Raw genomic sequence first — 26,001 nt, 5'->3', positions numbered from 1 at the left:
AAAAAAATGATAGTGTTCGTCTAAAAGAGGAGGAGCAGTATGCAGCATGCGAAACAAATCGCGGAACATGCAACAATACAAAGCTTTTTAAACTGTTATTTAAGAGAAACAGGGAGTGGAGAATGGATTACAGAGGATGAAAGAATAGAAAGTATCTTCAGTAATACGTTGAATAGAAATATAGTCCCCACATATTTATGTTGTCGGCTATCGGCACAGAAGGTTACTTTGTATGGAGAAGTTATATATAAATCATCAACAGATCGCCATTTGTTTGGAGAACAGTTTTATTATCAAATCGGAGAAACTAAAACTGTTATAAAAGCAGATTACGTTACAGTTATTACATTTTTAATAAAAGAGATGTCTATCAACTATGGAGAAGGAACTAACCCTGCTGAACTTATGCTTCGAGTTATTCGTAGTTGTCAAAATATTGAGGAATTTACAAAAAAAAGAGCAGAAGATACATCTGCATTATATGGTTTCCATACAACTTTTATTGAGGCGGAGCAATCTTTATTATTTGGACATTTAACTCATCCTACACCAAAGAGTAGACAAGGTATATTGGATTGGAAAAGTTCCATGTATTCTCCTGAATTAAAAGGGGAGTGCCAACTTCACTATTTTCGGGCACATAAAAGTATAGTAAGTGAAAAGTCATTGTTACAAGATTCTACAACGGCGATGATAAAAAAGGAATTAAAGAACGATGAAAAGGTAGGTCAAGAATTTATTGAAGAGTACTGTCAAGAAGATGAATATTCATTAATTCCAATCCATCCGCTACAAGCAGAATGGCTATTACATCAACCTTATGTACAAGAGTGGATAAATCAAGGAGTACTTGAGTATATGGGTCCCGTAGGTAAGTATTATATGGCAACATCATCACTTAGGACGCTATATCATCCTCATTCGAAATATATGCTTAAGTTTTCATTTCCGGTGAAAGTAACAAATTCAATGCGCATTAATAAGTTGAAGGAACTTGAGAGTGGCCTTGAAGGGAAGGAAATGTTAAATACGTCGATTGGTGAAGTACTAGAAAAGTATCCAGGTTTTGATTTTATTTGTGATCCAGCCTTTATTACCTTAAATTATGGAGCAAAAGAGTCTGGATTTGAAGTGATTATTCGAGAGAATCCTTTTTATAGTAAACATGCAAATGACGTTACTTTAATTGCAGGACTAGTTCAAGATGCTATACCGGGAGAACGTACTCGTTTATCGAATATTATTCATCACTTAGCGGATTTAGAAGGTAGAAGCTGTGAAGAAGTAAGTTTAGAGTGGTTTAGACGATATATGAATATCTCTTTAAAGCCGATGGTATGGATGTATTTACGTTATGGCGTTGCATTAGAAGCGCATCAACAAAATAGTGTTGTTCAATTGAAAGATGGTTATCCAGTTAAGTTTTACTTCCGTGATAATCAAGGTTTTTATTTCTGCAATTCAATGAAGTCAGTGCTAGATAATGAACTAGCGGGTATTGGCGAACGTACTGGGAATTTATATGACGATTACATTGTAGATGAAAGATTTCGTTACTATTTAATTTTTAATCATATGTTTGGACTAATTAACGGTTTTGGTACAGCAGGATTAATAAAGGAGGAAATTCTTCTTTCGGAATTAAGGTCTGTACTTGAAGCGTTCCGTCCATATAACCGCGAACCTTCTACATTTTTAAGTGAATTGTTGGAAGAAAATAAATTGGCATGTAAAGCAAATTTGCTAACGAGATTTTTCGATGTTGATGAACTGACAAATCCTTTAGAGCAAGCAATTTATGTACAAGTAGATAATCCACTCGTTAGAGAAGTGGCTGTTCGTTCATAAGTAGTGCTAAAATTTCACGTAATACAAATAATGGAATTTGATATTCCGTATTATAGCGGAGGGATTTATGAAAGAAGAAGTTTATCACATGAAAATATTGAAGGCACTCCAATCAAAAGAGTACATTTCAGTAAGAAGAAGAGTATTCCGGCAATTAGTAGAATCGTTAATTTATGAAGAAATCATTACGCCGATTCGTATACAAAAGGGAGAGCAAATACTTTTTATTATACAAGGTCTTGATGAAAAGGATCAAAATGTAATGTACCAATGCTATGGGCAAGAACGTATGACATTTGGGCGTATTTGTTTACATGACTCATTAATAATGAGAGTTCAAGATGAGGAAGAAGAAATACAATCAGTTTCACAATTTTTACAGGAGATTTTTCGGATTGTTCAAGTGGATCGAACGAAATTGGATTCTTTTATTCAAGAATTAGAACAAACAATCTTTAAAGATACGATTGCACAATATGAGAGAAGTTGTGAAGAAGACTATCTTGCGAAATCTTATGATGAGCTTGAAAGTCATTTAATAGATGGACACCCGTATCATCCTAGTTATAAAGCACGCATCGGGTTTCAATATCGTGATAATTTTCAATATGGATTTGAATTTATGCAACCAATGAAAATTATATGGATTGCAGTTCATGAGAAATATACGACTGTAGGATATGAAAGTGAAGAGAGTTATAACTGTACCTTTAAAGAAGAAATTGGTGAAAAGAAAATCGAAGAGTATATGGATCGTATTCGAACAATGGACTGTGATTCGAAGAAGTACATGTTTATACCTGTTCATCCTTGGCAGTGGGAGAACTTTATTATTCCGAATTATACTGACCATATACAGGATAAATATATTATTTATTTAGGGAAATCAGAAGATGATTATTGCGCGCAGCAGTCGATGCGGACATTAAGAAATGTTACGAATCGAGAGAAACCATATGTAAAGTTATCAATGAATTTACTCAATACTTCAACTATCCGTACATTAAAACCACATTCGGTTGTGAGTGCACCTGCTATATCGAATTGGTTAAAAGATATAGTAAATCATGACCCTTATTTAAGGGATGAATCGCGTTTAATTTTGTTAAATGAATTTTCGAGTGTTACGTACGATGCGAATAAAAAAGCTACGTATGGCTCATTAGGATGTATTTGGCGCGAAAGCGTTCACAAATATTTAGATAAGAAAGAAGAGGCAATCCCATTTAACGGTTTATATGCCAAGGGAAAAAATGGGACACCAACTATTGATTTGTGGTTAAAGAGATATGGAGTAGAAAGCTGGTTACAATTGCTTATTCAAAAAGCAATTATCCCAGTTGTACACCTCGTTGTAGAGCATGGAGTCGCATTAGAATCACATGGACAAAACATGATTTTAGTTCATGAAGAGGGAATACCAGTCCGTATTGCACTAAAAGATTTTCATGAAGGACTGGAGTTTTATCGTCCATTTTTGAAAGAACTCGAAAAATGTCCTGACTTTACTAAAATGCATAAAACATATGCGAATGGTCAAATGAATGATTTCTTTGAAATGGACCGTATTGAATGTTTACAAGAAATGGTTTTAGATGCGCTTTTCCTATTCAATCTAGGTGAACTGGCTTTCGTGCTGGCAGATGAGTATCAGTTGAAAGAGGAACAATTTTGGATCATTCTTGTTGAAGAAATAGAAGATCATTTTGAAAGATTTTCGCATTTGAAAGAACGTTTTGAAGCATTACAATTATATGCACCTACATTTCATGCAGAGCAATTAACGAAGCGTCGTTTATATATGGATGTGGAATCGCTTGTTCATGAAGTTCCAAATCCATTGTATAGAGCAAAGCAACTTACAATACAAAAATCAGTTGTTACAGGGGGAAATCATGCTAATCGTTAATAAACAAGAATTTAACAAATATGATTTTGAATTGAGATTACAAGGTTACGAGGGAGTGGAACAATTTCAAGAAGCAGAAGGAAATAGATTTGCACTTTGTCTGAAAGATCCATTCGATATTATTACGCTTGTGTTTTTCCTAAAAGAAAAAAGAGCATCTGTACTACTTATTCATGAAGATACGCCAAAGGATACAGCTATTGAAATGGCAAAGCGCGCAAAGTGTACTGCACTTTTATACGGAGAAAGTAACGACTTTACAAAATTAGAAGTTCCAAATCTATTACAAGAAGAACCGTCTTTATTGCAGTATAGTTCAGGTACAACAGGAGAGCCAAAACTGATTCGTAGAGCATGGACGGAAATTGAAACAGAAATTGCCGCTTACAATGAAGCTTTAAAATGTGAAGAAGACGAAGTGCCAATTGTAATGGCTCCAGTTTCACATTCATACGGATTAATTTGTGGCACGTTATCAGCAATTACGAGAGGTAGTAAGCCTATAATCATTACAAATAAAAACCCTAAATTCGCATTAAATATAGTTCGTAATACCGAAAAACATATCATATACGCAGTACCACTTATGTTACATATTATGGGGAGTTTTCCACAAGGGACTTTTCAGTTTCATAAAATTATGACATCAGGATCACCTTTGCCAGAAACGCTATTTTATAAGTTAAAGGGCATGACGAAATACATGATGCAGCAGTACGGCTGTTCTGAAGCTGGTTGCATTAGTATATGTCATGCTATGGAAACACATTTGGATTTAGGAAAACCACTTCCTCATGTAAGTATTAACATAGGTTCAAATGAAGATGAACCTGAAGAAATCGTAGTGAAAATTGCTGAAAAGGAGATTTATACAAAAGATTTAGGTTATAGATCTGAGCAAGGCCTTCATTTCATGGGGCGAATAGATGATGTTATTAATGTGTCCGGTCTAAAGGTATTTCCTATAGAAGTGGAAGAAACGATGCTTCGATTAGAAGGTATTCAGGAGGCAATTGTATACCGGGGCAAGCATCCTGTGATGGGAGAAATAGTAAAAGCGAAAGTAGTCTCTCGTATTGAACCAGTACAAATAAGAGAATGGTGCATACAGCATTTACCGTCTTATAAAGTGCCACATGAAATTGAAAATGTAGCAGAGATTCCGAAAAATAAAACAGGGAAAGTAAGTCGGAAGTTATTAGAGATGGGAGAGATAACAACATGAGTCGTGAAATGTTAAAAGAAGCAGTTTTAAGTATTATGAGAGAAAAAATGGAACTGAAAAATGTAACACATTTAGAAGAAACGATGCGTTTAAATCAAGATTTATATATAGATTCGGTAATGATGTTACAGCTTATTGTATACATTGAAATGGAATTAAAGTTATGTGTTCCAGAAGATGAGATAGATCCAAAGGCGTTTCTTACAGTAGGATCTTTGCTTGACTTTATGGAAGAGTTAAAGCCGTTACAAGCAGTAAATATGAATAATTAAATTTAAGAAAGTGGATGAGAGTATGACTTCAATTAAAGTTCACTGTTTAGTGAGTTGTTTTTGTGAAATTATAAAAAGGCGTAGTGATATAGATTTCCGTCCATTTTATTTCGGATTATGGGATGGAGACTTTGATATAACAGAAGGCGGGATTATTTCTTATCATTCCGAAAACATTAACCATGACAATTACTTGCTTTGGTATGAAAAATTGTATGGGATAAAAGTGAACGAATGGTACGATCATTCAAAAGATAAAAGTAGCAATGTAGAAACATTTTTAGAATTAGTAGAAAATAAGCCGGAAAATCGTTACGTAATTGTAATGGTTGATATGTCTTTATTGCCTGAGAGAGAAAATAAGTTTCATCAAAAACCGTTTCCGCATTACTTAATGATATCGAAGACAGAGAAAGAAGACGAATGGTTCATGCTTGATCCTGATTTTCGCTGGGAAGGGAATATGGAAAGAGAAAAAGTGCTCCATTCTGTTAAAGACAACCCATTTGGTGGAGGCTATTTCATTGATATAGAAGGAATTCAGGAGCCAACACAAGAGATGGTAGAAAGTTATTTCATGGAAACATTCAAAAAAAATGATAATGAACTAACAATGGAATTAAAAAAATTAATAATAAAAATGGTAAATGAAGAGGGTGGGTATTCACTTTCCGGGCTCGTAACGGCAGTAAAGCAAATACCCGTATTGGCAATACGTAAATATAGCTATGAACATGCCTTTGCATACTTCCGTGAAACTTTACAATATTCGGAGCAAGAATTTGATTATTGGTGTGATCGAGTGGAAGACATTGTACAAGGATTTACAAATGTACAGTACCGTGCTATTAAAATGGCAATGACAAATAATAAAGATATGTTATTACCAATTGTTGAAAAACTTGATGAAATGAATACAATTGAACTGCAAATCAAGGATGAACTAGAGAAACAGTTTCTGTTATGGAAAGAAATTACAGCAAATCAGTCTTTCTTAACTAATACAAGTTCATTGAATTTAAGATAAGGGAGTTCAAACCAATGAAATATTCGCTATGTACAATTTCATTTCGCCATCAACTAATTTCATTTACTGATATTGTTCAATTTGCATATGAAAACGGTTTTGAAGGAATTGAGTTGTGGGGGACCCATGCACAAAATTTATATATACAAGAGCGTGAAACGACAGAACGAGAAATAGATTATTTAAAGGATAAAAATTTAGAAGTTACGATGATAAGTGATTACTTGGACATATCATTATTAGCGGATTTTCAAAAAACGATGGAAAAATGTGAACAGCTGGTAACACTAGCTAATTGGTTTAATACAAATAAAATTCGTACGTTTGCCGGGCAAAAAGGTAGTGAGGATTTCTCGGAACAAGAGAGAAAAGAGTATGTGAAGCGAATTCGCATGATTTGTGATCTATTTGCTCCGCATAATATGTATATACTATTAGAAACACATCCAAATACGTTAACGGATACTTTGCCGTCTACTTTGAAATTGTTAGAAGAAGTAAATCATCCATATTTAAAAATAAACCTTGATTTTCTTCATATATGGGAGTCTGGTGCAGACCCTGTAGATAGTTTTCATCGATTAAAGCCGTGGATACAACATTACCATTTTAAGAATATATCATCAGCGGAGTATTTACACGTGTTTGAACCAAATAATGTATATGCCGCTGCTGGAAGTCGTATAGGAATGGTTCCATTATTTGAAGGTATTGTAAACTATGATGAAATCATCCGGGAAGTGAGAGATACTGATCATTTTGCTTCGCTTGAATGGTTTGGGCATAATGCGAAAGATATATTGAAAGAAGAAATGAAAGCATTAACGAATAGAAAATTAGAAGTAGTAAGTTCATAAGGTGAAATGATGAAAGAGTCTCGTTTAGGAGACTTTTTTTTATTTTATCAATAACCAAAAATTACCATGTATTTAATTTCGGATTTGATACAGTTTAATATATATAAGGAGGTGATCGGTAATGGCTAGAAATCGTAACGCTAATCAATTAGCATCACATGGAGCACAAGCAGCTCTAGATCAAATGAAATATGAAATTGCACAAGAGTTTGGTGTACAGCTTGGAGCTGATACTTCTTCACGTGCAAACGGTTCTGTAGGCGGTGAAATTACAAAACGCCTTGTAGCGATGGCAGAACAACAGCTTGGTGGCGGATATACTCGCTAAATGTAGAAGGTTATAGGAGAAAGGAAGGATTCTTCCTTTCTTTTTTATTTTCAATTAATTGGTATGGATATATTGTGAACAGGATTCAAAGAATAGGAGTAATGCTATATTTTACCCAATTTCTTTTGTTGTAAATGGAAAGTAGTAAAGATGAAATAGCCCTGGTGGAATGTAAACATAATTTCCAGCAGGGCTATTATATGGTAAGAAATATATGATGAAAGGTTCCGAAATCAACATGTTAAAAAAAGAAAACTGTTGTTTAATTGCACTTGCATCAGTTCCACTTGTTATGACGCTAGGTAATTCAATGCTTATTCCAATCCTGCCAACCATTGAAAAGAAATTACATATTTCATCTTTCCAAGTATCCATGATAATTACAATTTATTCTATCATTGCAATTATACTTATACCGATTGCTGGTTATTTATCAGATAGATGGGGACGAAAGATGGTAATGGTTCCAAGTTTATTAATTGCAGCTATTGGAGGAGCGATAACGGGATGGGTATCATGGAAAGTTGATAACCCTTACGTTTGGATTCTTATCGGAAGAGCAATTCAAGGGATAGGTGCTGCTGGTGCTATGCCAGTTGTCATACCATGTGTCGGTGATTTATACAAAGATGAAAAACAGGTTAGTGCAGGTTTAGGAATCATTGAGACGTCAAATACATTTGGAAAAGTATTGAGTCCCATATTAGGATCAGCTCTTGCAGCTATTGTATGGTTCTTACCATTTTGGGCGATTCCAGTTTTATGTGTAATATCGATTGTTTTACTACTGGTACTAGTAAAGGCGAAGAAACAAGAAGAAGAAGTCCCACCACTTAAAGAATTTATTCAATCTATTATCTCTACGTTTCGAGAAAAGGGAAGATGGTTAATTGCCATTTTTATACTAGGTGCAATTATTATGCTTATTTTATTCGGAATACTTTTTTATCTGTCAACTATACTGGAGTCGAAGTACGATATTCATGGTATATGGAAAGGGTGTGTACTCGCTATTCCTTTACTTGTACTATCACTTAGCTCATATATGGCTGGTAAAAAAATTGGAGATAAACAAGATATTATGAAAAAGTGTATCTATATTGGATTTTTACTGGCTGCTGCATCTGTCTTCTTACCTTTATTTCTAAAAGGAATCTATTTGCTACTTCTTTGTCTCGTTATTATGGGTGGAGGAATTGGTATGGTGTTACCATGTCTAGATGCTCTTATTACACAAGGGATTGAAAAAGAGCAGAGGGGGACAGTTACGTCATTTTATAGTTCAATGCGATTTATCGGTGTAGCAGCTGGACCACCCCTGTATTCTTTTTTTATGAAAGGGGCAGACCATGAAGTGTTTTATTTAACGAGCATCTTCGCTGCTATTGGTGCTGTCATAGCAATTATTTGGATTAAACCAGCAAAAGATAAAATGATGTTAAAACAGAAACCGGAACCAACTTCATAATGCGAAAGAGAATTGCATGCCAATTACATAACATGCAATTCTCTTTAATTAGTTAGGAAAAACAACTTGTTTTAACATATAAAGTGCGACTCCCCATATGATTAGCCCTGAAATTTTATTTAATACTATAATCGTTTTTCCTGTCGAGTCAAATCCTTTTAGAAATTTTCCAGCAAAAGCTAAACTAATAAACCAGATCCAAGAAACTATAATTGTTGCAAAAGTGAAAGCCCATTTCTCACTTCCTATGTACTGTATAGAGTTTGTTCCGATTACACCAATTGTGTCTAAAATTGCGTGTGGATTTAGTAATGAAACTGATGCGGCGAAAATAATTTGATTTTTTAAAGGCATGCTTTTTTCTTGTTTTACATCATTTGAAGGATCGCTTCTCCAAATAACCCAGCCCATATACATAAGAAAGAAAAATCCAATCATATACAAGGTGGTTGTTAACCAAGAGAAAGTTAAGAGGACAAGAGAGACACCTTGTACAGCAATTAATATTAATAATGTATCACATATAGATGCAGTCAAGACTACAGGAGCAGCTCGCCAAATATTTGGTTGACTAGCGCCTTGGTTAAAGACGAAAACATTTTGGACACCTAATGGAATGATAAGACCAAATGCAAGGATGATACCGTGAATAATTGCTTCACTCATCAGATTACCTCCTACTTAATTTGATTAATTATGATAGTGTATATTGTATAGAAGAAATGAAAATTTGTATCCATCCATATGGTTGGATAGGTTACCAACCATAAAATATGTGAGGTGAGATAATGGAAAGGCTCGTTTGGAAACCTAATATGTCTTCGTCTATTCCTTTATATAAACAAATAGAATCTTATATAAAAGAAAGGATTGTTAATGGGGAATGGACAGTTGGAACGAAATTACCTTCACAAAGAGCTTTGGCGCATGCGTTTGAAGTGAACCGAAGTACAATTGTAATGGCTTTCGATGAGTTAATAGCAAAAGGGTACATTGAGGGGAATGGACGGAAGGGAACAATTGTTATAAAAAATAGTGAGAATACTTCAACATATGCCCCGCCTCCAAACTGGCAGTCTTACGTAGAAACAGGACTTCATTATCCGAATCTTCCTGCTGTACAAGAGATTAATCAAGCTGAATTTACTCCCAATGTAATTCGATTAGGAACAGGTGAACTTTCACCGAGTCTCTTGCCTGAGAAAAAGATGAAGGATATTATTAATAAAATTTTACAATCAAATGTTCCACTCGGGTATGAGGAACCGAAAGGAAATCTCCATTTAAGAGAAAAAATTGCGGAATATTTAAAAGGGCATGGGGTATATGTATCTCCTGACTCTATTTTAATTGTTTCAGGGGCAATTCAAGCATTGCAGCTTATTTCTATGGGGCTTCTTCCGAAAGGAGCGTCAATTTTATTAGAAAAACCATCATATTTATATTCGCTTAATGTATTTCAATCAGCAGGAATGCGCTTGATTGGAATACCAATGGATGAGAATGGTATAAATACTTCATACATTACAAAATATAAGAAACAATTTAACGCATCTATTTTATATACAATCCCATCTTTTCATAATCCGACCAATTTTAGTATGAACGCTAAGAAGAGGGAAGAAGTGATGGAGATATGTAATGAAATTGGATTACCTATTATTGAGGACGCGGTATATCAAGATTTATGGTTCGATGCACCAGTTTCAAAGCCTTTAAAGGCATATGATAAAAATGGTATCGTGCTACATATTGGAAGTATGTCCAAAGTCATTAGTCCTGGTTTAAGAATTGGGTGGGTTGTTGGATCAGAATCCGTTATTCAAAGATTAGCAGATATAAAAATGCAAACTGATTATGGTTCAAGTTCTATATCCCAGCAGATTGCAGCGGAGTGGTTTGAAAATGGATTGTATGATGAACATTTACAGTTTGTAAGAAGTGAATTGAAAAAACGTAGAGATTTTATGATAAGTATGTTAGAAAATTATTGTAGTGGCATTGCAACTTGGCATGAGCCAGTAGGAAGCTTTTACATTTGGCTACATATAAATCTACCAATTTCGAATCGTAGTTTATTTGAAAAAGCTTTACAAGAAAAGGTGTTGTTAAACCCAGGCACTTTGTATGATAGAAGTGCTAACCAATTTTTACGTCTTTCTTATTCCTATGCAACTGTAGAAGAAATTGAAGTTGGAATAAAAAAGGTTGCGCAATTAATTAAAGGGTAAAAGGAGAAAAACATGAAACAATATGTGATTTGCCAAATTATCGATGGGGATAAATATTTAGCTGCTTATGCAGAGACAAAACAGGATGCAGTTGAAAAAGCAGAACTGTTAGGATTAAGAACCGGAAACCGTTACATAGTAATTACCGCGGAAGAAGCTGAAGGGTTAACTTATCCTTAAGCAATGTGTGTGGTATGTAGGAGATAAATAAGCCTAGTAATATATGAAATTACTAGGCTTATTTACTATTAAAGCGTCAAGTCTTCTCGTATGAAAATAAAAGTATTATGAGTCAAGTTGACGGAAAAATCGATTTGTTTTTCGATCCTGATTTCCGTCTCTATATTCATCAACATATTGTCTGAAGTTCCAAGATTGTAAAAACTTATTTGCGGAGTTATAACCAGAATTGTACAGCCATTCTTTTTCTTCTTTCGTTAACTCAAAATTTGTACTTGTAATTGTCCCTGTAGGAATTGTAATTGTTCTTGCTTTTGATTCTTTATCTAAATGCCGTAAATCATGAGCTTGCATCATTGTTTTAAATAGTCCTTTGAACATGGAAATAGGTTCTTTATAATGGGCAGGATCAGCTTGAATTTCATCTTTTACAAAATGAAATCCAAAAGTCGGCCAGCGAGGAGAGGTAGGGGAGTCGAAAATCCAAATTGGGTAATTACTTAAAATCCCGCCATCAACCATATAACAAGGCTGCTTCCATTTTGGTGTTCTCCATTTTACTGGCTCAAAGAAGAAAGGGATTGTACTACTCATTCTTACAGCTTTAGCAATAGAGAAGCGATAATTTAAAAATCCATAGTTCGGTAAATCATCGGGGAAGACAACCATTTTACCGTTGCTTATATCAGAAGCTATAATTTTGAGTTTGTTTAAATCAGGTAGATCTGTAAATAAGTGAACGCCCTTTTTTCGCAGTAATTCTTCAAGCCATTCTTCTATAAATACATTGGAATAAATACCTAGAGTAGACCATGCACTTATTCCTTTACCGATAAACGGGATTCTATCAAGAAAAGTTTTCTTCATAAATTTATTATAATCAATATCGGTTATTATTGTTTTTAATTCGGAACAAGAATATCCAGCTGCTAAAAGCGCTGCGATAATTGAACCAGCTGATGTTCCAGCTACGCGCTCCCATTCATATCCTTTTTCGGCTAACGCGCAAATTGCCCCCACATGCGCAATTCCGCGTACACCGCCTCCCTCGAAAACACCATCAATCTTCATTAAACATACTTCCTTTCAGATGGGAAATTTGAAAATGGCAAAAAAGCACGTATTGTACGCGCTTTTTTACAATAGTTTTTAAGTTTACTAGCAGTCGAATCCGCCGCCCCAACAGCTAGCTCCAATGATGATTAGAAGGATAAATAAAACGATTAATAAAGCGAAACCTCCATAACCACAACCGCCACCACAACTACCGCCGTAACCGTAACCACCGCCGTAACCACCGCCGTAACCGCCGCAACTATATCCGTAACCCATGTGGAATTCCTCCTTAAATTAAAAATAAAAATGAACGAGGGGAAAATGTACTGGAAGAAATAAAGAACTATCGTGTTTGTAGGAACAATGTATACTATGCTTTTTTAAACTTGTTCGCGTACGAGGGATAAGCCCGTTTTTTGGAGGGCTTGTTGAATTTACAATGAATGAAGTATAATCTTTGTGCTATGATACAAATAAGTATGTAAATGTAAGGAGAATTTATGGAACAGAAAATTGAAATATTAATTGATAAATATGAACTAACACATTTGAAACAGGAACTTATTAATACTGTATTTCCTTGTGTAAAAGTTGTGCCAAAACAACAGGGAATAATTGCGATAGGCAGTTCGAAAATGGGCGGAGTTCCTGATTTGCCAAATACATTTGAATATCCAACATACAAAGAGAATCCGTTACGTTTTATCGCACAATTTAATTTAAGTGATTTACAAAACGTTGGTATGGATCACAATCTTCCTAAGACAGGGATGTTATATTTCTTTAGTATTGAAAATTACTTTGAAGAAGATGTGGATCCAACCGAAGCTGGACGTGTAATTTATTATGATATCCCTGTAGAGCAATTACGTAGAGCAGATGAAATACAAGCGAAATATAACCAGTGTGCAATTACTTTTGAACTGACGTATAAATTACCGGAGCTTTTCATTGAAGATGAGGCGGATTCAGATCGTTTCTTGCAATTACTTGAAGAGCTAATCCCAGACAACTATGATAATCATCAAATGTTTGGAGAACCATTCTCTGTACAAGATGAGGTATTGTACGAGACTGGACAATATATGGGGATAGATCCACAGCATATGACGCTCTTATTCCAAATTGATTCAGATACTAAAAATTGTAATATGATGTGGGGAGATTTAGGGATGCTTTATTTCTGTATTGGAAATGAAGACTTGAAAAATCGCCATTTTGAAAATACATGCTGTGTGTTGCAAACTTGCTAAAAAAAGGGTTGTTCTTTTTCTAAAAGAACAACCCTTTTAAAAATGTTAAATATGCATAATCTCATATGACCTATTTTGAAAAGTATTGTATACTCTGAAACTATACGATACTTTTTTGTATAGTTATAGAATGTAAGGAGTGACAAGATGGGAAAGACAAGTAAGTATGTGACAGCTGCCGCACTTTGTTCAACTATAGTAATGGGAGGCTTACAGGCGTCAGCTGTATCTTATGCGGCTACGAATCCGACTACAGTGACAACACAATCAGATGCAAAGTTGTTAAATGATTTCAGAAAAGAATTAAAAAAACAGATTGATAATAGAGAAGAAAATATTACAATCACATATAAAACAAAAGATAGAAATGCTAGAAATATTATGGACCAATTGTATGGCGAGTTTAATAAAATTGTAGATGCTGATGAGTATGTAAAATATAATGTAGCGTCTACTAAATATTCTATAAAAGGGATGCCAGGGAATTATACATTTACATTACAAGTGAAGTATCGTGAATCAAAAGAGCAAACACAGTATGTAAAGTCTCAGGTGAAAGCAATTGTAAATTCTATCATTAAACAAGGCATGGATGAACATGAAAAAGTGAAAGCTATTCATGATTATGTTGTGAAAGAAGTATCATATGATACTTCTTATCAAGCATATACAGCGTATGAAGCGTTAGCGAATCGTTCTGCCGTTTGCCAAGGATATACATTGTTAACATATCAATTACTAAAAGAAGCAGGTATTCAAAATCATATTGTAACAGGTACAGGGAATGGACAAGCTCACGCATGGAATTTAGTGAACATTGATAACAAGTGGTACCACCTTGATACTACATTCGATGATCCAGTCCCTGATAAAGCTGGGCGCGTAACATATTCATATTTTAATATGTCTGATGAACAATTAAGCAAAGACCACGAATGGGATCGTAGTAAATACCCAGCGGCAACTACAAGTTACTTTGGTGAATTAACAAACAAAATAAAATCCGGTAGTTCAAAAACTGCTGTATATGAACAAATGTTAAAAGAAACAAATTTAAAGTATTTATCTGCACAATACGGAGCGGAAAATTACAATGAGTTTAAGAAAAAATTACAGCAACAATTTGCTTCCAAGCCAGAAAAAGTAGAAGTACGATATAAGCAGTCCATGGATGGAACGATGCAAGATATAAAGAAAGTACTAGATGAAATAACTTGGCCAAAAGGTGCAAAGCGTGTATCTTATCAAGTTGCGCCATATAGTGCAATGGCAGGTTATTCATTAGCGACAATTACATTTACGTATTAATGAAAAAGAGCATCTTTAAAAGGTGCTCTTTTTACGTTTGAGTATAATTCTAGTGACTATTTAGAATTATGTGATAAAATAATTGAAAATAGAGGATGTGATAGCTGAATGAATTTGTTCGAAAATAATATATTTGCATTGATATATTTTTGTCTAGTAATCGGACTTATCGTTTTGTTTTTTGTATCATTTACTCTGTTCATTAAAAGATTATTGCAAAACAACACTATGAAAAAACAACATGTGATTAATATGAATCAGAAGTTAGATCGGATTATTGAATTGCTTGAAAAAGATAAAAAAGAATAATGGAAGATGGATAAAAAGGAGAAGCAGATGGCGAATTATATAAAGGAATTACGTGAAAAAATAGGGCATGATTATGTTATTTTGAATTTTGCAGGAGGTTGTGTATTTAATGAATTTGGTGAAGTGCTTCTGCAAAAAAGAGGAGACTTTAATGCTTGGGGATTTCCAGGCGGTGCAATGGAAATCGGGGAATCTGCGGCAGAAACTGCGATTCGAGAAATAAAAGAAGAAACAGGATATGATGTGAAAATTGATGAGCTCATTGGTGTGTATACGAAATATTTTCAAGCATATCCGAATGGAGATCAGGCACAGGCAATTGTAATATTCTTTAAGTTTTCAATCGTTGGAGGGAATACAAAAATAGACGGTGATGAAACGTTAGATTTGCAGTTTTTCCCTTTAGACAAAATGCCGCCATTGTTTAATAAACAACATGAAGATTGCTTGCAGGATTTATTAGAGAAAAGAGTAGGGGTATATCGTTAACGTATAAAAAAGAAGCTAAATGAGATTAGCTTCTTTTTTATGTTCTATTTCCACCAATCATCAAACATTGACGCTGGTACTTGTCTTTTATGTTCACTCACTTTGTAACGCTTCTCGATCTTTTCAGCAACGTCAGCTGGAACGGATTTACCTTCTAAATAGTCATCTAATTGATCGTAAGTAATGCCTAGCTCTGTTTCATCAGCTTGACCTGGTTTTTCATCTAATAAATCAGCTGTTGGCATTTTTAAGTAAAGTCGCTCGTCTGCACCTAATTCTTGTAATAAATCACGTCCTTGGCGTTTCGTTAATCCCGTTAATGGTAATAAATCTGCACCGCCATCTCCGAATTTTGTGAAGAAACCTGTTACAGCTTCAGCAGCATGATCAGTTCCGATAACGAGTAGCCCTTGTTGTCCGCCGATTGCGTATTGTGTAACCATACGGATACGCGCTTTAACGTTCCCTTTATTGAAATCTGTTAATGATTCGCCTAATAAGTTTTCGTATTGATTTGAGAAAGAATCAACTGTTGAAGCGATATCAAAAGCAACAGACTGATCAGCTTGAATAAATTGTAATGCTAATTGTGCATCATCTTCATCTTTTTGTACTTTGTATGGAAGACGTACGGAGATAAACGTTGCGTTACCACCTTCATTACGAACTTCTTCGACTGCAAGCTGTGCTAAACGTCCTGCCAGTGTAGAGTCTTGTCCGCCGCTAATTCCAAGTACAAATCCTTTTGCACCTGTAGTTTTTAAATAATCTTTTAAGAAATCAATTCGTTTACGAATTTCTACTTTCGGATCAATTACAGGCTGAACATGTAATGCTTTCATAATTTGTTCTTGTAATGTCATTATGTTTTCCTCCTATTCATATTAAAGCGGTAAATAAGTTTATATGTATATTGGTACATACTTCTATCCTTTATTATTTCGCAAAACTAACGAATATACAATAGGATGCGTGTATGAATGTAGTCATTATAATGAAACTGTTTTATATAAGCAATTGTTTAAAACCTTTCAATAATGTAAGGTTTTTGTCATTTGAATCGATGGAAGGTATTTCCGAACTTTACTAATATAAAAGTATAGTTAGTAGAAGGGCGGAGAAGTAGTATGAACATTAGAGAACTCGCATTTCGAAATGTAACGCGAAATAGACGAACATACTCAGCTTATTTTTTGAGTAGTGCATTTGCAATTATGGCCTTTTTTGTGTATTCATTTTTTGCGTTTCATCCGGCATTAAGTGCTGGAGAATTAGGACGGTACGTATTCGTAAGTATGTCTTTTGCGCAGTCTATTATTTACTTATTTACATTCTTCTTTATTTTATATTCAATGGGAATGTTTTTAAAAACGAGAAAGCGTGAACTAGGAATTTTAATGATGCTAGGTATGACGAAATATCAATTAAAGCGTCTTATCTTCTTTGAAAATATAATGATTGGAATAGGGGCAATAATTTTTGGGATTCTTTCAGGTATGTTGTTTTCAGGGATATTAATATTTGTAGCTCCGATGATATTAAAACTAGATATCTCTTTATCCTATTACATACCGATGAAAGCGATTGTTGTGACGAGTATTATGTTTTTCGTATTATTTATGATCATTTCATTGTTTAGTGCAGGAATGGTTCGTAAAAATAAAATTATGAAATTGTTTAGAGGATCAGCAGAGGCGAAGCCAGAACCGAAGGCATCTATAATTTCTTCTATATTAGCAGTAGTATTGCTTAGCGCTGGTTATGCAGGAGCTCTTATGTCACATGGTGCAATGGTATTTATAATGATGATTCCTGTTACAACGGTAGTCATTATTGGTACGTATTTGCTGTACAAGCAGTTGAGCGTCTTTATTATTCGATTATGTAAAAAAAGCAAACGTTTCTATTGGACACAGACAAATATTATTACTTTGTCAGATTTAGCATACCGTATGAGAGATAATGCAAGGATGTTCTTTATTGTAACAATTATTTCAACAGTAGCATTTTCAGCAATAGGTACATTGGTTGGATTTGCTTCGATGACGAAAGAAATTATGGACAGACCAATTGCGTTTCACTATCAGTCTAAGCAAGGTAATAGCAATGAGTCACAGCATCTGAAAATCATTGACGAAGGATTAAAGAAACATAATATAGCAGCTTCAAAAATAAATATTTCATCGAAGAAAACGGAGGAGCAGTCGTTAAGAAGCGCCATTTTTATAAAAGAATCAGATTATAAAGAATATGCAAAGTTAACAGGAGAACCATTTAATACTGTATCAAATAAAGAGGCTTTATTTTTGTCAGTCGAAATACCCGGACCACCGATGAAAGAAAGAAAAGAAATTACTTTACCAAATATGAATGAACCTTTAAATGTGAAAAAAGTCAATACTTCTTCATTAAGTAAAATACTAAGAGGTAATGTGTATGTAATCTCTAAAAATCAATATGATTCATTACAAGATGGATTTAAAGAAGAAAAAGATTATATGTATAAAACACAATCCACGAAAGATGAAATTGAGGTTGGTAAAGAGCTTACGAATCAGATTAAGCCTTATGAAGAACATTCAACGTTTAGTGCAGAAGAGTACGATCAAAATCAAAGTCTACAAATCGCAGGACCCATTTTATTTGTAGGTTTCTTTATTGGTATTGTATTTTTCGTTTGTGCAGGAAGCTTCCTTTACTTCCGTTTATTTTCAGATTTGGAGGACGATACTCGTTTATTTGAAATGATTCGAAAAGTTGGATTGACGAGAGGGGAATTATCGAAAGTAGTCACAATCCGCTTAGCGCTTTTATTCTTCGTTCCAGTTGGAGTTGCAACATTACATGGGGCAGTAGCATTAACTGCGTTAGGACAAATGTTTGAGTACTCACTGTTTAAAGAAAATACAATTGTATTAAGTATTTTCGTAGGTATTCAAGTTGTATACTTCTTAATTATACGATCGCGTTATTTAAAACAATTGAAAGAAAGATTGAATATTCGTTAAATGTGTTTTTTTAACTTTTGTACTATATTTTCTAAAAAGAGTAAGGCATTACCAAATATATAGTGATAAAATGAAAATAGCGAGGTGAAAAAAATAATAGAGAGTAAGGGGGGAGTAACATGAAAGCAACAGGAATTATTCGAAAAGTAGATGAATTGGGACGGATAGTTATTCCTAAAGAATTACGGGATGTATTAGGAATACAAATCAAATCACCACTTGAAATTTTTGTAGAAGAAGACAAAGTCATTTTACAAAAATATCAACCATACAATGCTTGTCAAATAACAGGTGATGTTTCAGATCAAAATATTTCATTAGCAAATGGAAACATTACTGTTAGTATAGAAGGCGCAAAACATGTAATAAAAGAAATTGAGCAGTTTTTGAACAAGAGTAAGATTTAGCCTTAATTTATCCCGCTATTTGTGGGCAGTAAAACTCCCACCTCAAAACTCGGCTGAAGCAAAGAAGTTAGGTGGGAGATCAATTGCCCGTAAACGCCCGATTGGTGAGGGCTAATAATCAGTGGGGGATGAACACCACCCACTGATTATAGTTTCACTTTATATTATTCTATTGAAAAACTGAAAAAGAAAAGGACCATTAATGGTCCTTTTCTTTTGTTTATTGAGAAACATTTGAGAGGAAGGGAAATGGAACGAATAAAACGAATGTTAAATCTAAACGCATTCAATAGTGGTCTGAAATGAAAATAATATATTTTCAGGAGGGATTACGATGAATAGTAGTACAGCGAATAAACAAAAAGGCATTAAATTAATTCCGTTTACTGTAAATAAAGTGGTTGAACAAGTAAATGAAATTCCACAAGGTGTACAATTGATTCATGCTCCGCAAGTATGGGAAAAGAGCGCGAAAGGAAAAGACATTGTCGTTGCTGTTTTAGATACAGGTTGTGATGTAAATCATGTAGATTTAAAAGATCGTATTATTGGTGGGAGAAATTTCACAAAAGATTATGAAGGAAATCCCAATATTTATCTTGATAATAATGGGCATGGTACTCATGTATCGGGGACAATTGCAGCGACTGAAAATGGTGTTGGTGTTTTAGGAGTCGCACCACTTGCTAAAATGTTAGTGTTAAAGGTTTTAGCGGGAGATGGTTCTGGGAGTTATGAGCAAATTATTGAGGCCATTCATTATGCAGTAAATTGGAGAGGGCCTAATAAAGAAAGAGTTAGAGTCATTTCAATGTCACTTGGTGGTCCGCAAGATGTACCAGAGTTACATGAAGCTATTCAAAATGCGGTAAAACAAGACGTACTTGTCGTGTGCGCTGCAGGAAATGATGGAGATTGTAACGATGATACGGAAGAATTAGATTTTCCAGGTGCTTATTCTGAAGTAATTGAAGTAGGTGCTGTTAATTTAGAGCGGAAAATTTCATGCTTTAGTAATTCAAATCAAGAAATTGATTTAGTAGCGCCGGGTGATGAAATACTGTCTACCTATCCAGAGGGGAAATATGCGGTATTAAGTGGTACTTCAATGGCGACGCCGCATGTCGCTGGGGCGCTAGCACTTCTCATAAAGCAGTGTGAGAGAGAGTATGGTAGAAAATTATCAGAGCCGGAAATATATGCGCAACTTATAAAAAGGACTGTACCTTTAGGGTATGAACGTACATCTGAAGGGAATGGATTAATAGATTTATTAAAAGAATAGTAATTACTAAAAAACATCTCATATTCATATGAGATGTTTTTTAGTACGGTTCTGTTGCATGTATTACGACGTCTAATAAACCGGGGAATCTAGCATTTAAGTCATCTTCACGAATTGAAATGAAACGTTGTGTTCCCTCAAGTCGTGTAAACATAACACCAGATTCACGTAAAACTTTGAAATGGTGAGATAAAGTTGATTTCGCAATTGGAATGTTTAACGCACCACAAGATTGTTCATTTTTCTCTAGTAGCATAGTTACAATTTGTAAACGAATTTGATCGCTAAGTGCATATAAGACAGAAGAGAATTGAATTTCTTCTCGATTTGGATGATAGAGAGTACGCATTTTTTCACCTGCTTGTATAAGTTAATATATTTGCACTATAACATATAAAGTGGTATATTTCTATTGTTCGAATATAATCGAACAATAGAAATATAGGGGATAAAAAATGAAGTATACAAAATTGCAAAAGGCAGGACTAAATATTTCGAAGTTGGGGTTAGGAACAAACGCTGTTGGGGGACATAATTTATATGCTGATGTGAATGAGGAAGAAGGAAAAAGATTAATAGAAGAAGCAATTCAGCAAGGGATTACATTTTTTGATACAGCAGATTCATACGGTTTCGGTAGATCAGAGGAATTGGTAGGAGAAGTATTAAAAGGAAAACGCCACGAGTTTGTACTTGCTACAAAAGGTGGAATTCAGCCGTTATTAAATGGAGAGGTTCATATTAATAATGAACGAAGCTATTTAAGAAATGCTGTGGAAAATAGCTTAAGAAGATTACAAACTGATTATATTGATTTATATTATTTACATTTTACAAATCCTGAAACAAGTTACATAGATTCAATTGGAGAGCTTACTCGCCTAAAAGAAGAAGGGAAAATTCGTTCAATTGGAATATCTAACGTAAATGTAGAGCAACTAAAAGAAGCGAATCAGCACGGACATATAGATGTTGTACAATCACCGTATAATATGTTGCATCGTGCTGCTGGGGAAGAACTTTTGCCATATTGTATAGAATCAGGTATTTCATTTATTCCGTACGGGCCTCTTGCCTTTGGGATACTAGGCGGAAAATATACAGAAGATTTCAAATTGAACGAAGGAGATTGGCGTCAAAGTGTAAATCTATTTGAAGAAAATACATATAAGAGTAACTTTAAGAAAGTTGAGAAGTTAAAAGGCTTAGCTAAAGAAAAGAATCTCGAAGTATCGCATTTAGCTTTAGCGTGGTTATTAAACAAAAAAGGAATTGATACTGTTATTCCTGGTGGGAAACGAGCAGAGCAAATAAGAGAAAGTGTAAGAACGGTGGAAGTTTCATTGAATGAGAAGGTTATGAAAGAGATTGAATCTATATTAGAAGATTAGTTGAAAAGAGGGATAGGGCCCTCTTTTTATATAAAAGGAGAAGGTTTAAATGAAAAGAGTGCTAGCTGTATTCTTTACGATAATGTTTATGATTGGTACAGATACTTTCTTAATTTCACCACTTTTGCCGACATTACAACAGGTGTATCATGTATCAACTGAATTATCAGGATGGATGGTGAGTTCATATGCTTTAGGATACGCTGGATTTGCGCTTATCGCTGGTCCTATATCAGATGGCTTAAACAGAAAAAAAGTGATGGTATTAGGAATGAGTTTTTTTGCATTAAGTACATTTTTGTGTGGAATGGCACCGAGTTTTTTATGGATGCTAACATTTAGATTTTTAGCAGGTGTAAGTGCAGCTTTTGTATCTCCACAAGTGTGGGCATCTATTCCGCTCCTTATAGAGAAGAAGCAAATTGTAAAAGCAATTGGAATTGCAACAGCAGGGTTATCAATCTCTCAAATTTTAGGGCTACCAGTAGGGTCGTATTTAGCAATGATACACTATACTACACCATTCTTCATCATTGGTATATTATCAGCACTACTTGTCATTCTTATTTATGTAGTATTACCAGAAATACAACCGGTTCATATAGGTGGAAGTAAAACAAACATCTTAAAGCGCTATAAACAATTACTTACAGATTCAAAGGTTTCACTTTCTTATTTTGCATATTTTGTTTTTCAAACTGGTAATTTTGCTGCATTTTCATTTTTTGGTGTATGGCTTTCCATTCAATTTGGCTTACAAGTCCATGAAATAGGAACAGCTATGCTCGTATTAGGATTGGGAAATTTAACCGGTAACATTTTTGGGCCGAGAATCGTAAATAAAATTGGTTATAACCTTTCTTTCTATGGTGGAATTCTATTTACAGCTGTGCTATATGTCATACTTCCTCATTTAAAGAACATTATGTTTGTAGAGTTATTTTTCTTTGTTTTATTTTTTGTGACAGGAATTTTGTTTGTATTGATGATGGGGTGCTTACAAAATATGTCTAGTATAGCAAGAGGAACAGGAGCCGCTCTTGCTAATGCTTCTATGTATATTGGCCAAATGATTGGAGCGGCAATAGCAGGAATGTTATTTGCAGCATCTCACAATTTTATACTTGTAGGTAGTTTTACTGCGTTACTATATATAGGAGCTTTATTTTTGTTTAGAAAAAGTGAAAAGCTTAATGAAGATAGTGAAACAGGAATTGCATCATAAAGCCTTTAAAAATAAATCGGAGAAATCCAAAAAAATAAAAAATCCCTAAAGAGATAGGGATTTATATATCGGCATATAGTTCCTTGGAAAAGGATATACTTAGTTTAACATATAGGAATACTTATATTTGTGAAATAGATGTGAAAGTAATGTGAAAAATGCCGTAATAAAAAGCACTGTTTTAGCTAAAACAGTGCTTTTCTCTTTGATTGAACAGTTGCTGCATTTTCATCATGTATGCCTGCATCATTAATAATTCGTTGTTTTGCTTTATTTAATAGATGGTTTACTGCTTCACCAAAATAGTTAGCTTCGCTTTTTGTGCGGGCTTCTCGTAAACATTTATAGTTTTCTAGCAGTTTCTCTTTTTCGGTGTTTGTTAAGAAATCTTCTATTTTCTTTTTTGTCATACGAAACACCCTTTCTTCTGACAAACGACGCAATAGAAAATATTTATTTTTTATTATAACAATAATTTTTAGAGAAAGTATAGACTAACGTCGTAATAGTTTGTCAATTTCTTGGATTTTCTCATCAGCTTTCCCAATTTGCGTATTTTTAGCCTGTTCACCACCAAGAGCTTGGTGAAGTAAAAACGTTTGACCGGAAATAGCGGTCACAATGGAGACTTTTATAATTTCTTTTATTAAGGTGACATCGAATAAAACGAGTCCAAGAAGTGCGGCGAGGCTACCTGTAAAAATATCAGTTAAAAATCCAAAATGAAAAAAAGTTTTTAAACGGCGTGGAAGCAATAACTTGCCTTGGTTATTGATCAGATGGGAAACGAAGCCAGTAATGCCACCAACGAGAACAGCGGTTAGCCATTGATACATTTCCATCGAATCCACTCCTTTTAGTGAATAAGATTCGATAATTTGATATTGATTCCTTTTAATATTTCATATAAGCATATTGAGAAAGTTTGTTTAGGTTTATTCCGTATTCAATTTAATTATAACAGAAAAATCTGATATATTTCAGTCTATTATATGAAGCGGTTATTCCTTAATATGAATGTAGAAAGGGGTGCGTGATATGAATATAGATTATCGAATAAGAAGTGTAGATGGTTATACAAAAAATATAGGGGAATTAGTAAGCATGCTGGAACATACGAGGGCTGTAACATTACAGGAAATAAACGATCTATCAGTTGAGCAATTAGATTTAATTATGCCGAGTGGAGGGAATTCCATCGGAGCGTTACTAAAGCATATAGCGGCTATAGAAAAAGCCCATCAGCTTATTTCATTTCAAAATCGTGACTTTACAAAAGAAGAATTAGAAATATGGGAAGATGCACTGTATTTAGGGGAAGCAGGGAAATCTATTCGTGGCTATGACATACTGTATTATGTACAACTTTTGCAAAAATTGAGAGAAGAAACACTAAAGTGTTTGAGTGAACAGGATGACGAATGGCTAATGTCAGAAAGAAAGTGGCCTAATGGCGTAGCGTATAATCAGCGCTACCTTTGGTTTCATGTGCTAGAAGATGAAATTAGTCATCGCGGACAAATTAAAATGCTAAAAAATAAGTTATTTGAAAATTACGTTAAATAAGGTAGCTTTTTAATGGGATATTCCATATAATGAGAGTAATTAAAATTAGAACGGGGTGATGTATTATGGCGAAATTAACTTATATGAATAATAAACCAAATACAAAGGTGGACGGAAAGGGCGATACTCTATAAGTGAGCGCACAATCCTTCCACTAAGTTCAAACTAGGGAGGATATCAATTTGGATCAAAATATTTTAGAATCTTTCGGATGGGATTCTTTTTTTGAAGAACAAGCTGTAGAGAACTATGAAGTAGGGCGTATTTTACTTGAGCATAAGCATATATATCGGATTATTTGTAATGATGGTGAATATGTAGCGGAACTGTCTGGGAAGTTTCGTCATGAAGCGCTAACGAAGGGAGATTATCCGGCAGTTGGGGATTGGGTGTATATAAAGAAAATAGAAAATGAGAAAAAGGCAATTATTCACCGTATTTTTCCGAGAAGAAGTTCTTTTTCAAGACAAGAAGCTGGTAACAGAACTGAAGAACAAATTATCGCAACAAATGTAGATTATCTATTTTTAGTGAATGCACTTAACCATGATTTCAACGTAAGAAGGATGGAACGTTATTTGCTGGTGGCTTATGAGAGCGGTGCAATGCCTGTTATTGTTTTAACGAAGAGTAGTTTATGTGAAGATGTGGAACAGAAAATTGCAGAAACTGAAGCGGTAGCAATCGGTGTTCCTATATTTGTTGTTGATAGCTTAGTGTACGTCGGAATAGAATCATTGCAACAATTTGTCTCACCAGGAAAAACAGTTGCTTTAGTTGGATCTTCAGGTGCAGGAAAATCTACTTTGTTAAATGCATTAATAGGAACAGATGTAGCAAAAACCGGAGATATACGTGAAGAAGATAGTAAAGGAAGACATACGACAACTCACCGTGAATTGTTCCAATTACCGAGTGGCGGTTTAGTAATTGATACTCCTGGTATGAGGGAACTTCAGCTTTGGGAAGGAAGCGCGGCAATTCAAACTACATTTTCTGATATTGAAGATCTTGCAAATACTTGCCGCTTTCGAGATTGTAAACATGAGAATGAACCAGGATGCGCAGTGCATAAAGCAATTGATAACGGGCTAATGACGATAAATCGTTTGCAAAGCTATAAAAAGTTGCAAAGAGAATTGGCGTATTTTATGAGAAAACAAGATGCTATTCTCGCAAGAGCTGAGCGTGATAAGTGGAAGAAGATTTCTAAACAGCATAAAAAAATGTAAAAAACCAAAGGACTATTCCTTTGGTTTTTTGTATTTGTAAATTTTATAATAATATTATTCATATATATAGACAAAGGGGGAATATTTGTTTAAACTTTACAAGGTGTTTATCAAAAACGAATTGTAA

At 34.4% G+C, this 26,001-nt stretch carries 28 protein-coding genes; 21 read left to right on the top strand and 7 right to left on the bottom strand.

The annotated features are described in order from the left end of the window. Positions 1 to 39 precede the first annotated feature (39 nt). The 8 genes from MR155_RS06010 (at position 40) to MR155_RS05975 (ending at position 8,934) form a co-directional block, all read left to right on the top strand. The gene (locus MR155_RS06010; RefSeq protein ID WP_242308675.1) at positions 40 to 1,848 is read left to right on the top strand and encodes an IucA/IucC family protein; all 1,809 of its coding nucleotides are present in this window, start codon (positions 40 to 42) and stop codon (positions 1,846 to 1,848) included. A 67-nt stretch (positions 1,849 to 1,915) separates the two neighbouring features. After that, positions 1,916 to 3,757 (top strand): IucA/IucC family protein, encoded by a 1,842-nt coding sequence (locus MR155_RS06005; protein ID WP_242308673.1) that lies wholly within the window; start codon positions 1,916 to 1,918, stop codon positions 3,755 to 3,757. Then, the gene (locus MR155_RS06000) at positions 3,744 to 4,982 is read left to right on the top strand and encodes an AMP-binding protein (RefSeq protein WP_242308671.1); all 1,239 of its coding nucleotides are present in this window, start codon (positions 3,744 to 3,746) and stop codon (positions 4,980 to 4,982) included. The genes MR155_RS06005 and MR155_RS06000 overlap by 14 nt, the downstream gene beginning before the upstream one ends. Further along, a complete protein-coding gene (asbD, locus tag MR155_RS05995) occupies positions 4,979 to 5,254 on the top strand; it encodes a petrobactin biosynthesis protein AsbD (protein WP_242308669.1) in 276 nt (91 codons plus the stop codon). Before MR155_RS06000 ends, asbD begins: the two co-directional genes overlap by 4 nt. Before the next feature lie 22 nt (positions 5,255 to 5,276). Next, positions 5,277 to 6,281 carry a DUF6005 family protein gene (locus MR155_RS05990; RefSeq protein ID WP_242308666.1) on the top strand — a complete coding sequence of 335 codons (1,005 nt, stop codon included), beginning with the start codon at positions 5,277 to 5,279 and terminating at the stop codon, positions 6,279 to 6,281. Positions 6,282 to 6,295: 14 nt separating this feature from the next. Next, entirely contained in the window at positions 6,296 to 7,138 is an 843-nt protein-coding gene (locus tag MR155_RS05985; protein ID WP_113938254.1) for a sugar phosphate isomerase/epimerase family protein, read from the top strand. Between the two features lie 121 nt (positions 7,139 to 7,259). Further along, positions 7,260 to 7,466, top strand: coding sequence for an alpha/beta-type small acid-soluble spore protein (locus MR155_RS05980; protein ID WP_000113539.1), 207 nt, complete (start codon positions 7,260 to 7,262; stop codon positions 7,464 to 7,466). A 217-nt stretch (positions 7,467 to 7,683) separates the two neighbouring features. Beyond that, positions 7,684 to 8,934 carry a bacillibactin exporter BcbE gene (locus MR155_RS05975; RefSeq protein WP_080220952.1) on the top strand — a complete coding sequence of 417 codons (1,251 nt, stop codon included), beginning with the start codon at positions 7,684 to 7,686 and terminating at the stop codon, positions 8,932 to 8,934. 48 nt (positions 8,935 to 8,982) lie between these two features. On the opposite strand, the gene MR155_RS05970 is transcribed toward MR155_RS05975, so the two are convergent. Then, positions 8,983 to 9,600: a LysE/ArgO family amino acid transporter gene (locus MR155_RS05970; protein ID WP_002031419.1), complete on the bottom strand. Its 618-nt coding sequence runs from the start codon at positions 9,598 to 9,600 to the stop codon at positions 8,983 to 8,985. A gap of 122 nt (positions 9,601 to 9,722) precedes the next feature. On the opposite strand from MR155_RS05970, the gene MR155_RS05965 reads away from it, so the two are divergent. Then, on the top strand, positions 9,723 to 11,165 hold the full coding sequence (locus MR155_RS05965) for an aminotransferase-like domain-containing protein (protein WP_242308664.1): 1,443 nt from the start codon (positions 9,723 to 9,725) through the stop codon (positions 11,163 to 11,165). 12 nt (positions 11,166 to 11,177) lie between these two features. Continuing rightward, complete coding sequence (locus MR155_RS05960) at positions 11,178 to 11,345, top strand: DUF3933 family protein (RefSeq protein WP_002012388.1); 168 nt, start codon at positions 11,178 to 11,180, stop codon at positions 11,343 to 11,345. Between the two features lie 105 nt (positions 11,346 to 11,450). Here MR155_RS05960 and MR155_RS05955 read toward each other — a convergent pair whose 3' ends face one another. Both MR155_RS05955 and MR155_RS05950 read right to left on the bottom strand, forming a co-directional pair. Next, complete coding sequence (locus MR155_RS05955) at positions 11,451 to 12,416, bottom strand: patatin-like phospholipase family protein (protein WP_113938257.1); 966 nt, start codon at positions 12,414 to 12,416, stop codon at positions 11,451 to 11,453. An 87-nt stretch (positions 12,417 to 12,503) separates the two neighbouring features. After that, on the bottom strand, positions 12,504 to 12,677 hold the full coding sequence (locus MR155_RS05950; protein ID WP_242308662.1) for a YjcZ family sporulation protein: 174 nt from the start codon (positions 12,675 to 12,677) through the stop codon (positions 12,504 to 12,506). Between the two features lie 224 nt (positions 12,678 to 12,901). Here MR155_RS05950 and MR155_RS05945 point away from each other — a divergent pair, with 224 nt between their 5' ends. The 4 genes from MR155_RS05945 (at position 12,902) to MR155_RS05930 (ending at position 15,760) form a co-directional block, all read left to right on the top strand. Continuing rightward, on the top strand, positions 12,902 to 13,654 hold the full coding sequence (locus MR155_RS05945) for a YwqG family protein (RefSeq protein WP_219302055.1): 753 nt from the start codon (positions 12,902 to 12,904) through the stop codon (positions 13,652 to 13,654). 147 nt (positions 13,655 to 13,801) lie between these two features. After that, positions 13,802 to 14,962 (top strand): transglutaminase domain-containing protein, encoded by a 1,161-nt coding sequence (locus MR155_RS05940; protein WP_219302056.1) that lies wholly within the window; start codon positions 13,802 to 13,804, stop codon positions 14,960 to 14,962. 108 nt (positions 14,963 to 15,070) lie between these two features. Continuing rightward, positions 15,071 to 15,271 (top strand): DUF4083 domain-containing protein, encoded by a 201-nt coding sequence (locus tag MR155_RS05935; protein ID WP_002141377.1) that lies wholly within the window; start codon positions 15,071 to 15,073, stop codon positions 15,269 to 15,271. A gap of 27 nt (positions 15,272 to 15,298) precedes the next feature. Next, the gene (locus tag MR155_RS05930) at positions 15,299 to 15,760 is read left to right on the top strand and encodes an NUDIX hydrolase (RefSeq protein ID WP_002141378.1); all 462 of its coding nucleotides are present in this window, start codon (positions 15,299 to 15,301) and stop codon (positions 15,758 to 15,760) included. A 44-nt stretch (positions 15,761 to 15,804) separates the two neighbouring features. Here MR155_RS05930 and nadE read toward each other — a convergent pair whose 3' ends face one another. Continuing rightward, positions 15,805 to 16,623 carry an ammonia-dependent NAD(+) synthetase gene (gene nadE, locus MR155_RS05925; protein ID WP_219302057.1) on the bottom strand — a complete coding sequence of 273 codons (819 nt, stop codon included), beginning with the start codon at positions 16,621 to 16,623 and terminating at the stop codon, positions 15,805 to 15,807. A gap of 264 nt (positions 16,624 to 16,887) precedes the next feature. Here nadE and MR155_RS05920 point away from each other — a divergent pair, with 264 nt between their 5' ends. From MR155_RS05920 to MR155_RS05910, 3 genes are all read left to right on the top strand, one after another. Beyond that, positions 16,888 to 18,768, top strand: coding sequence for an ABC transporter permease (locus tag MR155_RS05920; RefSeq protein WP_113938262.1), 1,881 nt, complete (start codon positions 16,888 to 16,890; stop codon positions 18,766 to 18,768). A 119-nt stretch (positions 18,769 to 18,887) separates the two neighbouring features. Continuing rightward, positions 18,888 to 19,175 carry an AbrB/MazE/SpoVT family DNA-binding domain-containing protein gene (locus tag MR155_RS05915; protein WP_002012401.1) on the top strand — a complete coding sequence of 96 codons (288 nt, stop codon included), beginning with the start codon at positions 18,888 to 18,890 and terminating at the stop codon, positions 19,173 to 19,175. A gap of 334 nt (positions 19,176 to 19,509) precedes the next feature. Continuing rightward, on the top strand, positions 19,510 to 20,460 hold the full coding sequence (locus tag MR155_RS05910) for a serine protease (protein WP_242308651.1): 951 nt from the start codon (positions 19,510 to 19,512) through the stop codon (positions 20,458 to 20,460). A gap of 40 nt (positions 20,461 to 20,500) precedes the next feature. On the opposite strand, the gene MR155_RS05905 is transcribed toward MR155_RS05910, so the two are convergent. Beyond that, positions 20,501 to 20,809 carry an ArsR/SmtB family transcription factor gene (locus tag MR155_RS05905; RefSeq protein ID WP_016102179.1) on the bottom strand — a complete coding sequence of 103 codons (309 nt, stop codon included), beginning with the start codon at positions 20,807 to 20,809 and terminating at the stop codon, positions 20,501 to 20,503. Between the two features lie 106 nt (positions 20,810 to 20,915). Here MR155_RS05905 and MR155_RS05900 point away from each other — a divergent pair, with 106 nt between their 5' ends. After that, the gene (locus MR155_RS05900) at positions 20,916 to 21,851 is read left to right on the top strand and encodes an aldo/keto reductase (RefSeq protein ID WP_242308650.1); all 936 of its coding nucleotides are present in this window, start codon (positions 20,916 to 20,918) and stop codon (positions 21,849 to 21,851) included. 49 nt (positions 21,852 to 21,900) lie between these two features. Then, a complete protein-coding gene (locus MR155_RS05895; RefSeq protein ID WP_098168049.1) occupies positions 21,901 to 23,076 on the top strand; it encodes an MFS transporter in 1,176 nt (391 codons plus the stop codon). 185 nt (positions 23,077 to 23,261) lie between these two features. Here MR155_RS05895 and MR155_RS05890 read toward each other — a convergent pair whose 3' ends face one another. Next, entirely contained in the window at positions 23,262 to 23,486 is a 225-nt protein-coding gene (locus tag MR155_RS05890; RefSeq protein WP_002064959.1) for a hypothetical protein, read from the bottom strand. An 84-nt stretch (positions 23,487 to 23,570) separates the two neighbouring features. Further along, a complete protein-coding gene (locus MR155_RS05885; RefSeq protein ID WP_000426320.1) occupies positions 23,571 to 23,918 on the bottom strand; it encodes a DUF4257 domain-containing protein in 348 nt (115 codons plus the stop codon). Positions 23,919 to 24,114: 196 nt separating this feature from the next. On the opposite strand from MR155_RS05885, the gene MR155_RS05880 reads away from it, so the two are divergent. Next, the gene (locus tag MR155_RS05880) at positions 24,115 to 24,642 is read left to right on the top strand and encodes a DinB family protein (protein WP_242308648.1); all 528 of its coding nucleotides are present in this window, start codon (positions 24,115 to 24,117) and stop codon (positions 24,640 to 24,642) included. Positions 24,643 to 24,824: 182 nt separating this feature from the next. Then, complete coding sequence (gene rsgA, locus MR155_RS05875; RefSeq protein WP_044444234.1) at positions 24,825 to 25,874, top strand: ribosome small subunit-dependent GTPase A; 1,050 nt, start codon at positions 24,825 to 24,827, stop codon at positions 25,872 to 25,874. Positions 25,875 to 26,001: the final 127 nt, after the last annotated feature.

The sequence above is a fragment of the Bacillus cereus group sp. BfR-BA-01331 genome, from assembly GCF_022663915.1.
GTDB lineage: Bacteria > Bacillota > Bacilli > Bacillales > Bacillaceae_G > Bacillus_A > Bacillus_A mycoides.
The sequence above is the reverse complement of the archived record's forward strand: the minus strand, read 5'-3'. Positions and strand labels throughout refer to the sequence as shown.